This is a genomic window from Variovorax sp. dw_954 (assembly GCF_018449755.1).
In the GTDB taxonomy this organism is placed as follows: Bacteria; Pseudomonadota; Gammaproteobacteria; order Burkholderiales; family Burkholderiaceae_C; genus Variovorax.
The window spans coordinates 123,852-135,767 of the sequence record NZ_JAAVVD010000002.1 but is presented as its reverse complement, the minus strand read 5'-3'; the positions used below and the strand labels follow the sequence as shown (position 1 = coordinate 135,767).

The window sequence follows — 11,916 nt, the reverse complement described above, 5'->3', positions numbered from 1 at the left end:
TGGCAGACGTCCGGAACTCTCGCGGTATCGCTATCAGGCCTCGGTCGTCGCGACTGCGGCTTTCGAGTTCTTCACCACGGCATCGGCGACCTGTTCGGCGTTCGCAGTCAGGGCGTCGGCAATTTGCTTGGCTGCCTTGTTCGTGCCCTCGTAGGCGTTTTTCGCGGCAGCCGCCGCCGACTTCGCCAGCGTCAGAAACTGCTCGGTGCCGGGCGCATCCTTCATGACACCGTTGACGGCGTCCGTGAACTTGGCTTGCACATCTTCGAATTGCGCATCGAGGCTCGCGCGTTGGGCTGCCGCGAAGGACGCGAGGATCTCCTGCACCTGGCGGCCATAGGCGGCGGCCTTCTGGGGCGCGGCCTTCAGCGCTTCGGACTGGAGCTTCAGCAGATCGGCCGGGCTCTTCGCGAGCAGCGCGGCCTGGCTGGCTTCATGGGATTCGGCCAGCAGGGTCTTGATCGTCTGGAGGTTCAGCGCGACCAGCTTTTCCACGCTTTCGAACGCTTGCGTGCTCAGGCCGAACAGCGTGTCGACCGAGGCCTTGGTCGGGGCGGCGAATTGGTCAAGATTGATCATGAGAGGCTTTCTATCTGGTGGGAAGGGCTCGGACTTTGCTGCACCGCAGCATGACCAAGTCTATTCCGGGTTTCCCCCAATGCAAGCGTTAATTGCTGCACTGCAACATCTTGATGCATGACAGCGAACGTGAATGCGTGCGTCACCGAACAGACTGGGACCGAGCAGCCGCGCAGGCTGGGCGTTTTCATACCAGGGTGATCTGCGATGACCAAATCAGATAAACAAATCCAGCGAGATGTCCTTGCCGAACTCCGACTGAGCTCGCCATGATGAGCAGGAAAGAGCGGGCGAGTCGGACGCTTGAGCGGGCGATTCCCGCGGGAGAGCGCACCGAAGGCTCGCCCCTGGCCGAGGCCCCGGAGATCGACCCGCAGCGTCAGTCGTCGATCGAGCACAAGCACTACAAGCAGCAGTTGCGGCTGTTGCAGATCGAGCTGGTCAAGCTCCAGCGGGAACTCATCGCCCACGGCGACAGCATCGCGGTGGTGCTGGAGGGGCGCGATGCAGCCGGCAAGGACGGCAGCATCAAGCGCATCGTCGCGCACCTCAGTCCGCGCGAGACGCGGGTCGTCGCCCTGGGTCCGCCGTCCGACCGGGACCGCAACAGCTGGTATTTCGCGCGCTACGTCAGGCAGTTGCCCGTCGGTGGCGAACTGGTGCTGTTCAACCGCAGTTGGTACAACCGTGCGGGCGTGGAACTGGTGATGGGTTTCTGTTCCAGGCAGCAGCATGAAGAGTTCATGGCCTCGGTGCCGAAATTCGAGCAGATGCTGGTCAGCTCGGGCATCCGGTTGCTGAAGTATTACCTGGACATCGGGAAGGCGGAGCAGGTGACCCGTCTGGCCGATCGCGCACGCGATCCGCTCACCCGATGGAAGGTCAGCCCGATCGACGCCATGGCCGTGAAGCACTGGAAGGCGTATTCGAAGGCACGCGACGAGATGCTGCTCGGAACCAGCGCCAGCATCGCGCCGTGGCACATCGTGCGCACCGACGTGAAACACCTGGCGCGCCTGAACCTGATGCGCGACATCCTGTCGAGGTTGCACTACCCGGGCAAGGACAAGCTGCTCGTCCAGCCTGACCGGGACATCGCGTTCGAGTTCACGCCCGATTGCATCGACGGCGGGCGGCTCGTGCGCTAGAGGCGCTCGAACACCGCGGCGATGCCCTGCCCACCGCCAATGCACATCGTCACAAGCGCATAGCGCCCGCCCGCGCGGTGCAATTCGTAGATGGCCTTGGTCGCGAGGAACGCACCGGAGCATCCGATGGGATGGCCCAGCGCAATTGCGCCGCCGTTCGGGTTGACCTTCTTCGCGTCGAACTCCAGCCCGCGCGACACTGCGATGGCTTGCGCGGCAAAGGCCTCGTTGCTCTCGATCACATCCATCTGGTCCAGCGTCATGCCGCACTTCTTCAAGGCCGCCCGGGTCGCGGGGATCGGCCCCTCGCCCATGATCTCGTTCGGCACGCCGGCCACCGCATACGACACCAGGCGGGCCATCGGCTTGTGGCCGGCCGCGGCAGCCACGCTCGCGTCGGCCAGCACGAAGAAGGCGGCGCCGTCATTGATGCCGGACGCGTTGCCTGCCGTCACCGAGCCATCCTTCTTGAAGGCGGGCTTCATCTTTCCCAACGTCTCCATCGAAGTCGTTGCCTTGACATGCTCATCGGTGTCGAAGGTGACCTCGCCCTTTCGGGTCTGCTTGACGATGGGCACGATCTGCGACTTGAAGCGCCCTTCCGCGATGGCGGCCGCGGCGCGTCGATGCGATTCGACGGCCAGCGCGTCCTGCTCCTCGCGGGTGATGCCCCACTTGGCCACCAGGTTCTCGGCCGTGATCCCCATGTGGCCCACGCCGAAGGGGTCGGTCAAGGTGGCGACCATCATGTCGATCATCTTGGTGTCGCCCATGCGCGCGCCATTGCGCATCGCGGGCGACATGTAGCCGCCCCGGCTCATCACCTCGACGCCGCCGCCCACGCCGTAGTCGCAGTCATTGAGCAGGATCTGCTGCGCGGTGGTCACGATGCCCTGGAGGCCCGATGAGCAGAGGCGATTGACCGACATCGCGACCGAGTCCATCGGCAGCCCGGCCTGGATGGCCGCGACCCGCGCGACGTAGGCAAAGCGGTGGTCGGTGGGGATCGTATTGCCGACGGTCACGTAGTTGATGGCCTTCGGGTCGACGCCCGAGCGGCTGACGGCTTCCTTCATCACGGTGCCTGCCAGTTCCGCAGGCTCCATGTCGGCCAGGCCGCCGCCGAAGGTGCCAATCGCCGAACGGGCGGCGCCCAGAATCACGACGTCTCTTTGGGTCATTTCATTTCTCTTTTCAATGTGTATTCGCCCGCGGCTTCTGTCCACGCGCTGCACTACTTGTAGACCGGCGCATCGGACATTGTCGGTGCGCCAGTGCACCCACGGAAAGAATAGTTCGGTAGCGCACAGACCCGCCTGCGCCGCCGGACTACAACGGGTTCGACATGACTGCGCGGTGGGCGAACCTCCTTTACGGGCTGGTCGGAAGGCGGCGCACCCAGGCGGCCAATCGCCAGCTGGGCTGCGTGCTCGCCGCCGTTGCCGGTGCGATCAACGCGGGCGGCTTTCTTGCGGTACACCGCTACACCTCCCACATGACAGGCATCGTGTCGTCGGTCGCGGATGACCTGGCCATCGGCAGCGTGGCGATGGCGTTCGCAGGCGTTGCTGCGCTTGCGACGTTCATGGCCGGCGCCGCCTGTACCGCCCTCCTGATCAACTGGGCGCGGCGCCACAAGTTGCACAGCAAATATGCGCTGGCCCTGATGGTCGAGGCCGCGCTGCTGCTGTTGTTCGGCCTGGCGGGTGCGAACCTCGCGTCATTGCCCCATCTGCTGGTGCCGTCCACGGTGCTGCTGCTGTGCTTCATCATGGGCTTGCAGAACGCGATCATCACCAAGATTTCCGATGCCGAGATCCGAACGACCCATATGACCGGCATCGCGACCGACATCGGCATCGAGCTGGGCCGGCTGGTCTACTGGAACCGCAACGAGACGGCCAACACCGTGCACTTCGTCAAGGCCAACCGCGACAAGCTCTTCATCCATTCCGCCATCCTGGCGTCGTTCTTCGTCGGAGGCGTTGGTGGCGCGATGGCATTCAAGGCCGCGGGGTTCGCGGCGACCGTTCCGATCGCCTGCACATTGGCCGTGCTGGCGTTGCCGCCGATCCTGGTCGACCTCCAAGGTCGCCGGTTCGGGCGCCGCTCCGCGCCGGGAAGATGATGCTCACCTGTCAGATCAGCGCCCTGGCCAGGGCGGGAACAGGTTCGATCACGTGCACCACCCTGGCGGGTGGCGTGGCCGGACCCTTGCGGATGAAGCCGAACGGCTTGCCGAGCGGCAGAAGCTCACGGCCGAAGTAGCTGTTCAGGAACACCGCGCCCGCACAGTAGAAGCCCAGCAACGAGATCGCCAGTTCAGAATACGCCGCGAGCGCACCGAAGAGCGGCGCGCTGATGCCGAAGATGCTCAGGGCCAGCGACGGCAGCAGCACGTTGATCATCACCAGGATGGCCGCGAACACCTTGTTCGCCTCGAATGCCGCGACCATGATGAACAACGAGAAGATGAAAAAGCCGATGCATGCCACGCCAAGCTGCCTGGGGTCGGCGTTGGCGCCGACCGCGCCGAACCAGCCAAGGCTGACGGCCCAGTGCATGGCCACGGCGCCCCAGAACAGGCCGTAGGCGCCCAGCACGATGGCGCCGAAGTAATTGTTTTTCTTGAAGTCGACGCTGGAAGCCCAGACCTGCGCGATCGAGCCCAGGAACAGCGCCCAGGGAATCAGGTAGACGCTGCCACTGGTCCAGCCCATTTTCTGGGAAGACGCCACGAAGGTGACCATCGACAGGCCAAACACGCCCAGCGCGGTCGGGTCGGACATGATGATCCTGGTATCGGTGACCGGGGTCGGGGATGTTGTCGAGGGCATGGACTTTCTCCTTGGGTTCCGCTCGCATTCACGCCAGGCTGAGCGCCGGCGTCTGCTGCGGCTGCACGGCAGCGATCGAGGGCGGCCGCTTGGCGGACGAGGTGGTCATCACCAACGCTTCGCCATCGATCACCACCGTCGTTCCGACCATGCAGATGGTTTCAAGCGTCACGCGGCGGCGAATGGGGTCTACGGATTTGACACTCACGCTGGCATGCACCGTTTCGCCAATGTGCACCGGCGCGCGGAAGTTCAGCAACTGGCTGAGATAGATCGTGCCCGGTCCGGGAAGGTGGTTGGCCACCGCGGCCGAAATCACGCTGGCCGTCAGGAAGCCGTGCGCGATGCGGCCGCCGAAGCGCGTCGTCGCCGCGAACTCCTCGTTCACATGCAGGGCGTTGTTGTCGCCGGAGACGCCGGCAAACAGGACGATGTCGGCCTCGGTGATGGTCTTCGAGTAGGTCGCGGACATGCCCGCCTTCAGGTCTTCGACGTCGTAGCCGTTCATTTCGTTCATGGTGTCTTGTCTCGATGGTTCGGTTGCCTGGAACTGGCAGTGAACAGGAGTTTCATGACAGCACTCACACGATGGCCGAAGCCGAATGCAGTTGCTCGCGCAACACGAACTTCTGGATCTTCCCGGTGGAAGTCTTGGGCAGTTCGCCGAAGATGACCTGCTTGGGCACCTTGAATCGCGCCATCTCGGCGCGGCAATGCGCGATGATTTCCGCCTCCGTCACCGTGGCTCCCTCGCGGAGTTCGACGAAGGCCGCGGCCACCTCGCCCCATTTCTCATCCGGCTTGGCCACGACGGCCGCTGCGAGCACCGCTGCATGGCGATACAGCACCTCCTCGACCTCGACACTGGAAATGTTCTCGCCGCCGGAGATGATCACGTCCTTGCTGCGATCCTTGATCTTGACGTAGCCGTCGGGCTGCGTCACCCCCAGGTCGCCCGTGTGGAACCAGCCACCGGCAAACGCTTCCTCCGTGGCCTTCGCGTTCTTCAGGTAGCCCTTCATCACCACATTGCCGCGGAAGAAGATCTCGCCGATCGTCTCGCCGTCGGCCGGCACCGGCTCCATCGTGTCGGGCGTGAGCACGGCGATGGCCTCCTGCATCGGGTAGGCCACACCCTGGCGGGCGTTCAGGCGGGCGCGTTCGCCCACCGGGAGCGCGGCCCACTCGACCTGCTGGGCGCATACCGCCGCCGGGCCGTAGACCTCGGTCAGGCCGTAGACGTGGGTGATGGCGATGCCCATCTGTTCGCAGCCTTCGATGATGGCGGCGGGCGGCGCCGAGCCGGCGATCAGGCCCTTGACAGCGTGAGCGATCCCCGCGCGCTGCGCTGGGGGCGCGTTGATCAGCATGCCGTAGACGATGGGCGCACCGCACAGGTGGGTGACCTTGTGCTCGCGGATCAGGTCGAAGACCACCGCCGGTTCGAACTTGCGCAGGCAAACGCTGGCGCCGGACTGCAAGGCCAGGGTCCACGGGAAGCACCAGCCGTTGCAATGGAACATCGGCAAGGTCCACAGGTACACGGGGTGGCGCGGCATCTCCCAGGTCACGACGTTCGAAACCGCATTGAGGTAGGCGCCGCGGTGGTGCGTCACCACGCCCTTGGGGTTGCCGGTCGTGCCGGATGTGTAGTTCAGTGCGATGGCGTTCCACTCGTCGGAAGGCAGCTTCCAGTGAAAGCCGGGGTCGCCATGCGAGAGGAAGGACTCGTAGGAAACATCGCCGAGGGACTTGCCGGGCGGTGCATCGTCGTCCTCGACCTCGATCACGAACGGCCGCTTGTCGCCGACCATCGCGAGGGCCTTCTCGATCACGACGGCGAACTCGCGGTCGGTCAGCAGCACCTTGGCCTCGCCGTGCTGCAACATGAAGGCGATGGCCTCTGCATCGAGCCGTGTGTTGAGCGTGTTGAGCACGGCACCCGTCATCGGCACGCCGAAATGCGCCTCGAACATCGCCGGCACGTTGGGCAGCATGACCGCGACGGTGTCGCCGGCGCCGACGCCGCGTTGCACGAGCGCACTGGCCAGTCGGCGACAGCGCGCATACGTGTCGCGCCAGGTTTGCCGTCGTGATCCATAGATCAACGCGATGTGCTCAGGGTAGACGCAGGCTGATCGCTCGATGAAGCTCATGGGCGACAAGGCCACGAAGTTGGCCTCGTTCTTGTCCAGGCCGAATTCGTAGGGGTGGGTTCTTGTCATGATGTCTTCCGGGTTCTCGCGGGCCGCCGGGGCACGCCATACCAACATAGGCGCATCGCGTCGGTCGGTCTGTGCGCTGGCGTACCACGTCATTCCGGCAGCATGGCGCGCCGGGCGCCGCTTGCCGGTGTGCGCTTGCGCACAGATGGAGCCGCCACGTCCGCGTATGTTCAACCTCCATGAATCTCAACACGGACACGCAGCCGTCCGACGCATTGGTCGTGTTCGGCGCGACCGGGGACCTGGCGCACAAGCAGATCTTTCCGGCGCTCTATGCCATGAGCAAGCGCGGCACGTTGAACGTGCCGGTGATCGGCCTCGCCTCGTCCGCGTTGACCCGCGAACAGTTTTGCGCGCGCGTCGAGGCAAGCATCGATGGCAACGGCGGCGTCGACGACGCACCTGCCCTCGAGCGGCTGATGTCGCAGTTGCAGTTCGTCAGCGGCGACTACAACGACGCCGGTACTTTCAACGACTTGAAGCGAACCCTCGGCGCGGCGCGCCGCCCCGCGCACTACCTGGCAATACCACCGTCATTGTTTGCGACGGTGATCCGCGCGCTCGGCGCATCGGGGCTTGCCGCGGAGGCACGCGTCGTCGTCGAAAAGCCCTTCGGCCGCGACCTTGCCTCGGCGCGTGAACTCAACCGCATCGCGCTCGAAGTCTTTCCCGAAGATGCGATCTTCCGCATCGATCACTTCCTCGGCAAGGAAGCGATCATGAACATCCTCTACTTCCGGTTTGCCAATTCATTCCTCGAGCCGATCTGGAATCGCAGCCATGTGGCGAGCGTGCAGGTCACGCTGGCCGAGAAGTTCGGCGTAGAGGGTCGCGGCGCGTTCTACGAGAGCGCCGGATGCCTGCGCGACGTGGTGCAGAACCACTTGCTCCAGATCGTGGCGCTGCTGGCGATGGAGCCGCCGGCGCGACGCGGTTTCGAGGCGGTCAACCGCGAGAAGACCAGCGTCTTCGAAAGCATGCGGCCGCTGCAAGCGCTCGACATGGTGCGGGGGCAATACGCGGGCTACCTCGACGAACCGCAGGTGGCCAAAGACTCCGACGTGGAGACTTTCTGCGCCGCCCGCCTCCATCTCGACTCCTGGCGCTGGGGCGGCGTGCCGTGGTATCTGCGCTCGGGAAAGTGCCTGCCGGAGACGGCGTGCGAAGTGCTTGTGCGACTCAGGGCACCGCCGCAAAACCTCTTTGCCGATTCGGCTGTGCGCGAGGACGCGAACTACCTCCGCTTTCATCTGTCGCCTCACTCGACGATTGCGCTCGGCGCACGGGTCAAGCGGGCCGGCAAGGAGTTTGTAGGAGAACAGCGCGAGTTCTCGCTGCTCGAAGAAGAGCTGGGCGAGCAGAGTCCCTACGAACGATTGCTGCGCGATGCCATGGCCGGCGACCGGTCGCTCTTCGCCAGCGAAGACGCCGTAGAGGCGGCCTGGCGGGTGGTGGAGCCGGTGCTGGCCGAGCACCCGCGTTCGATCATTTATGCACCCGGCTCCTGGGGCCCGCCGGCTGCGAATCACCTCATCGCGGGCGATGGCGGCTGGGACAACTCCGAATACGCGACCTGACGCGCGGTGAGTTGTGCGCGGCACCGAACAGACGGTGCCCGTGCAACCGCTGACAGTGCACAGGTGCGCACCATTCCGGTTGCGACTCGATTCCACAGGAACCATCATGAAGAACTACACATTGCCCTCACTCTTGCTCGGCTCCATCCTCGCGCTTGGCGCTTGCACAGGGCCCATGGGCCCGCAGGGTAACCAAGGCAACACGGGCTATACCGGCGCCACGGGAAACACAGGCAACACCGGAAATACGGGCGCGACCGGAGACACTGGCGGGCAGGGCCGAACCGGCTTCACCGGCTCCACCGGCGCGAGCGGCGACACCGGCGCGCAAGGTGCGACTGGCAACCGGGGCAACACGGGTGCCACCGGCGCCAAGGGCAACGCCGGCGGCGGCGGCGACACCGTGGTGGTCGTACCCGCCCGATGAAAGCCCGCATCCTTCGCCAGAGGACGTCATGAAGACCGACAACCAACTCCAGCAGGACGTCCTCGCAGAACTGAAGTGGGACCCTTCCGTCCACGCCGCCGAGATCGGCGTGGCAGTCAAGGACGGCGTGGTCACCCTGGCCGGCGAGGTCAGCAGCTTCCCCGAGAAATGGGCGGCACAAGGCGCCGCACAACGCGTATTCGGCGTGCAGGCGCTGGTCATGGCGCTGGACGTCAAGCTCTCCGAACTTGGAAAACGAACCGACGCCGACATCGCGCGGTCGGCCGAAACTGCGCTGAACGCCCACACGCTCCTGCCGACCGATGCCGTCAAGGTCATGGTCGAGCACGGATGGATCACCCTTTCGGGCGAGGTGCACTGGCAGTACCAGAGGGAAGCGGCGATCGAATTCGCCAGCCATCTTGCGGGCGTGCGCGGCATCGACAACCAGATCACGCTCAAGCCCCGCGACGCCGAAGGCACTCTCCAGTTGGACCTTGACGCCGCGCTCGCGCGGCTCGCGACGGCCGACGCGCAACCGATTTCGGCTTCGGTCCACGGCGCCGATGTCACGCTGTCGGGAACGGTGCAAGGCTGGCACGAGCGAGACCTCGCCATGCAAAGTGCATGGGCCGCGCCCGGCGTGCGCAGCGTCATCGACAACCTCACGCTCGCCTCGCGGGCCACGTTCACATCACCCACGAAAGCAGCAGCATGATCACCGACATTTCCCCGGCCTACATCTTCGAGACGCGCGTGCAGGCAGAGGACGCGATCTACGCTTTGAGCGAGTCCGGATTCGACGTCAAGAAGCTGTCCCTGGTCGGACGTGGCTATCACAGCGAAGAACACCCGATGGGCTTCTACACCGTCGCCGACAAGATCAAGGCGTGGGGCGGCGCGGGCGCATTCTGGGGTGGGATCTGGGGCCTGTTGCTGGCGCCGGCTGTCTTCATCCTGCCCGGTCTCGGCCTTGTGGCAATGGCAGGCCCCGTCGTGGCAGCACTGGTCAGCGCGCTGGAAGGCGCCGTCCTGGTTGGCAGCCTTTCTGCGCTGGGCGCGGCGCTGACGCAAGTCGGTGTGCCCAAGGATCAGGTCATCAAGTACGAAACTGCCGTCAAGGTCGACAAGTACGTTCTTCTGGTCCATGGCGGCGCGGAAGATCAATCAAAGGTGAGATCTGTTCTTGCCGGGTCGATCGCGCAGGCCACTGCATAAGTGCTCGCACATTGAGGCCAAAGGACTATCGTGACCTACGCAACATTGATGGTGCACCTGCAGATCGGGCAGTTGAACAGCGGCGTGCTGAAGATGGCCCGTCATCTCGCAGAAAGCCATGGCGCCAACGTGATCGGCATCGCAGCCCAACAGCCTCTGGAGATGGCGTACGGCGACGGAATTGTTCCGCAAGAAATGTATGAGGAGAGCCGGGCGCAAACCGCCAGGCTGCTGAAGGATGTCGAGGCAGGTTTTCGAAGCGCACTGCAGGGCATGCCGGAGCCGCTCGAGTGGCGCAGCTCGACGCCCTTTGACCTGTTGGCCGACTACGTCGCAGGCGAAGCGCGCAGCGCCGATCTCATCCTGACCACCGTCGACACGAACCGCATGCTCGACGCTGCCCGCTGCCTCAACACCAACGATCTCATCATGCAGGCCGGACGACCCGTGCTGCTGGTGCCGGCCGCCACCGACAAGGTCGACCTCGATCGCGTGATGATCGGATGGAAGGACACGCGCGAGGCGCGCCGGGCCATCGTCGATGCGATCCCGCTGCTACAGAAAGCCACGCACGTGAGCCTGGTCGAGATTTGCACGCACGCCGATCAGGCTGCGTGTCGAATCCGCCTCGCGGATGTCGCCGCCTGGCTGCAGCGGCATGGCGTTGCTGCGAAGTGCATCGCATCACCATCGACCGGTGACGATGCCGAAGCGCTTTATGCCCTGGGTCAGGACATCGACATCGACTTGATCGTTGCGGGTGCATACGGCCACAGTCGCTTGCGGGAATGGGCGCTGGGTGGTGTCACGAGTGATTTGCTGGTGAGCCCGAATCGATGCGCATTGGTTTCGCATTGAGCATAGGTACGGCACCGCACAGACTGAATTGCGCTATTGGCACAAGCTTTGTCGATCCAGACACGAGCCCATTGCCATGAAGATTTCTGACACGTCCTACCAGAAGGCACCTCGTGTGACATTGACGCTGCGCGGTGTTCGTGGCGCAGCGCCATCTCGCAATTTCAAAGGAAATACCATGATCAGCGCATCGAAGGACGCGGCAGCCAGCAACGATTCCGCGGCCGGCAACGAAGAATTGAATGGCGGCCGGCACGAAATGCTGCGCGGCGGCGACCGGGTGTTGATTCGCCCGATCCACAAGGACGATGTCGAGATGGAGCGCAAGTTCATCGAGGCCCTGTCGCCCGAGTCGCGGCGATTCCGCTTTCTGGAGACCTTGAACTCACCGAGCGATGCGCTGCTTGCAAAGTTGACGACGATCGACCCATCGACGGACATGGCGTACGTGGCAGTGATCGAGGAGAACGCGAAGGAGATTGAAGTAGGCGTTGCCCGATTCAGCGCGCAGGCGGGCGGCAAGGAATGCGAGTTTGCCGTCACCGTCAGCGACGCGTGGCAGAACAAGGGACTCGGCACGCTGTTGATGAAATACCTCATCGTGGCCGCGAAAAAACTCGGCATCGAGCGGATGCATTCGAGCGACCTCGAAGACAACAACCTGATGCGCAAGTTCGCCGCGCACCTGCAACTCGACCACAAGCGCGACCCGGATGACATCACGCAGGTCTTGTACACCGTCGACTTGCGAAAGCCTGCGCTTCACGTGGCGGCAGCCAGCGCCGCATGATGATCTGACCTGAGGAAACCGGCGATGCCCTACGAACTTCTTGAGCGCCTTCGCTGCGCAAGGCTTCCAGCCAGGATCGTTGACGACAGCGAAATCGGCAAGCTGGAGATACTTCGAACGGCGGGTCTGGTCGAAGCCGATCTGCCCCTGACGCACCAGGTTCGCGGCGGCCAGTCCTATATCGGCAATGCCATCGTGATGCGGGTAACGCCCAGCGGCCACGTGGCCGCGAAGGCCCGGTCCGGCGAGCGCTGAGC

At 64.2% G+C, this 11,916-nt stretch carries 14 protein-coding genes; 9 read left to right on the top strand and 5 right to left on the bottom strand.

The features are described from left to right. Window positions 1-33: 33 nt before the first annotated feature. Window positions 34-579: a TIGR01841 family phasin gene (gene phaP, locus HB681_RS03760; RefSeq protein WP_213953435.1), complete on the bottom strand. Its 546-nt coding sequence runs from the start codon at window positions 577-579 to the stop codon at window positions 34-36. A gap of 269 nt (window positions 580-848) precedes the next feature. On the opposite strand from phaP, the gene ppk2 reads away from it, so the two are divergent. Beyond that, entirely contained in the window at window positions 849-1,727 is an 879-nt protein-coding gene (gene ppk2, locus HB681_RS03755; protein ID WP_256734808.1) for a polyphosphate kinase 2, read from the top strand. Here ppk2 and HB681_RS03750 read toward each other — a convergent pair. Next, on the bottom strand, window positions 1,724-2,908 hold the full coding sequence (locus HB681_RS03750) for an acetyl-CoA C-acyltransferase family protein (protein ID WP_213953434.1): 1,185 nt from the start codon (window positions 2,906-2,908) through the stop codon (window positions 1,724-1,726). The two genes, ppk2 and HB681_RS03750, sit on opposite strands and share 4 nt — an antisense overlap. 164 nt (window positions 2,909-3,072) lie before the next feature. Between HB681_RS03750 and HB681_RS03745 the strand changes: the two genes are divergently transcribed. Next, window positions 3,073-3,855 (top strand): YoaK family protein, encoded by a 783-nt coding sequence (locus HB681_RS03745; RefSeq protein WP_213953433.1) that lies wholly within the window; start codon window positions 3,073-3,075, stop codon window positions 3,853-3,855. 10 nt (window positions 3,856-3,865) lie between these two features. Here the strand turns inward: HB681_RS03745 and HB681_RS03740 are convergent, their stop codons facing one another. The 3 genes from HB681_RS03740 to HB681_RS03730 form a co-directional block, all read right to left on the bottom strand. After that, on the bottom strand, window positions 3,866-4,564 hold the full coding sequence (locus HB681_RS03740; RefSeq protein WP_213953432.1) for an acetate uptake transporter: 699 nt from the start codon (window positions 4,562-4,564) through the stop codon (window positions 3,866-3,868). Between the two features lie 28 nt (window positions 4,565-4,592). Continuing rightward, window positions 4,593-5,081 (bottom strand): MaoC family dehydratase, encoded by a 489-nt coding sequence (locus HB681_RS03735; RefSeq protein WP_213953431.1) that lies wholly within the window; start codon window positions 5,079-5,081, stop codon window positions 4,593-4,595. 64 nt (window positions 5,082-5,145) lie between these two features. Next, window positions 5,146-6,789 (bottom strand): acyl-CoA synthetase, encoded by a 1,644-nt coding sequence (locus tag HB681_RS03730; RefSeq protein ID WP_213953430.1) that lies wholly within the window; start codon window positions 6,787-6,789, stop codon window positions 5,146-5,148. A gap of 179 nt (window positions 6,790-6,968) precedes the next feature. Between HB681_RS03730 and zwf the strand changes: the two genes are divergently transcribed. The 7 genes from zwf to HB681_RS03695 all read left to right on the top strand — a co-directional run bounded on the left by zwf (window position 6,969) and on the right by HB681_RS03695 (window position 11,914). Further along, entirely contained in the window at window positions 6,969-8,366 is a 1,398-nt protein-coding gene (gene zwf / locus HB681_RS03725; protein WP_213953429.1) for a glucose-6-phosphate dehydrogenase, read from the top strand. 106 nt (window positions 8,367-8,472) lie between these two features. Continuing rightward, complete coding sequence (locus tag HB681_RS03720; RefSeq protein ID WP_213953428.1) at window positions 8,473-8,793, top strand: collagen-like protein; 321 nt, start codon at window positions 8,473-8,475, stop codon at window positions 8,791-8,793. A gap of 28 nt (window positions 8,794-8,821) precedes the next feature. Further along, complete coding sequence (locus HB681_RS03715; RefSeq protein WP_213953427.1) at window positions 8,822-9,511, top strand: BON domain-containing protein; 690 nt, start codon at window positions 8,822-8,824, stop codon at window positions 9,509-9,511. Continuing rightward, window positions 9,508-10,011 carry a DUF1269 domain-containing protein gene (locus HB681_RS03710; RefSeq protein WP_213953426.1) on the top strand — a complete coding sequence of 168 codons (504 nt, stop codon included), beginning with the start codon at window positions 9,508-9,510 and terminating at the stop codon, window positions 10,009-10,011. Before HB681_RS03715 ends, HB681_RS03710 begins: the two co-directional genes overlap by 4 nt. Window positions 10,012-10,083: 72 nt before the next feature. Next, window positions 10,084-10,869: a universal stress protein gene (locus HB681_RS03705; protein ID WP_213953425.1), complete on the top strand. Its 786-nt coding sequence runs from the start codon at window positions 10,084-10,086 to the stop codon at window positions 10,867-10,869. A gap of 178 nt (window positions 10,870-11,047) precedes the next feature. Then, window positions 11,048-11,659 (top strand): GNAT family N-acetyltransferase, encoded by a 612-nt coding sequence (locus HB681_RS03700; protein ID WP_213953424.1) that lies wholly within the window; start codon window positions 11,048-11,050, stop codon window positions 11,657-11,659. A 24-nt stretch (window positions 11,660-11,683) separates the two neighbouring features. Next, window positions 11,684-11,914, top strand: a complete 231-nt coding sequence (locus HB681_RS03695) for a hypothetical protein (protein WP_213953423.1) — start codon at window positions 11,684-11,686, stop codon at window positions 11,912-11,914. Window positions 11,915-11,916: the final 2 nt, after the last annotated feature.

Bases quoted from the DNA above. Each gene is read 5' to 3' on its own strand.
- HB681_RS03710 (WP_213953426.1), top strand. From the start codon at position 9,508: ATGATCACCGACATTTCCCCGGCCTACATCTTCGAGACGCGCGTGCAG.
- HB681_RS03735 (WP_213953431.1), bottom strand. From the start codon at position 5,081: ATGAACGAAATGAACGGCTACGACGTCGAAGACCTGAAGGCGGGCATG.
- HB681_RS03715 (WP_213953427.1), top strand. From the start codon at position 8,822: ATGAAGACCGACAACCAACTCCAGCAGGACGTCCTCGCAGAACTGAAG.
- HB681_RS03700 (WP_213953424.1), top strand. From the start codon at position 11,048: ATGATCAGCGCATCGAAGGACGCGGCAGCCAGCAACGATTCCGCGGCC.
- HB681_RS03730 (WP_213953430.1), bottom strand. From the start codon at position 6,789: ATGACAAGAACCCACCCCTACGAATTCGGCCTGGACAAGAACGAGGCC.
- ppk2 (WP_256734808.1), top strand. From the start codon at position 849: ATGATGAGCAGGAAAGAGCGGGCGAGTCGGACGCTTGAGCGGGCGATT.
- phaP (WP_213953435.1), bottom strand. From the start codon at position 579: ATGATCAATCTTGACCAATTCGCCGCCCCGACCAAGGCCTCGGTCGAC.
- HB681_RS03695 (WP_213953423.1), top strand. From the start codon at position 11,684: ATGCCCTACGAACTTCTTGAGCGCCTTCGCTGCGCAAGGCTTCCAGCC.
- HB681_RS03750 (WP_213953434.1), bottom strand. From the start codon at position 2,908: ATGACCCAAAGAGACGTCGTGATTCTGGGCGCCGCCCGTTCGGCGATT.
- zwf (WP_213953429.1), top strand. From the start codon at position 6,969: ATGAATCTCAACACGGACACGCAGCCGTCCGACGCATTGGTCGTGTTC.
- HB681_RS03740 (WP_213953432.1), bottom strand. From the start codon at position 4,564: ATGCCCTCGACAACATCCCCGACCCCGGTCACCGATACCAGGATCATC.
- HB681_RS03720 (WP_213953428.1), top strand. From the start codon at position 8,473: ATGAAGAACTACACATTGCCCTCACTCTTGCTCGGCTCCATCCTCGCG.
- HB681_RS03745 (WP_213953433.1), top strand. From the start codon at position 3,073: ATGACTGCGCGGTGGGCGAACCTCCTTTACGGGCTGGTCGGAAGGCGG.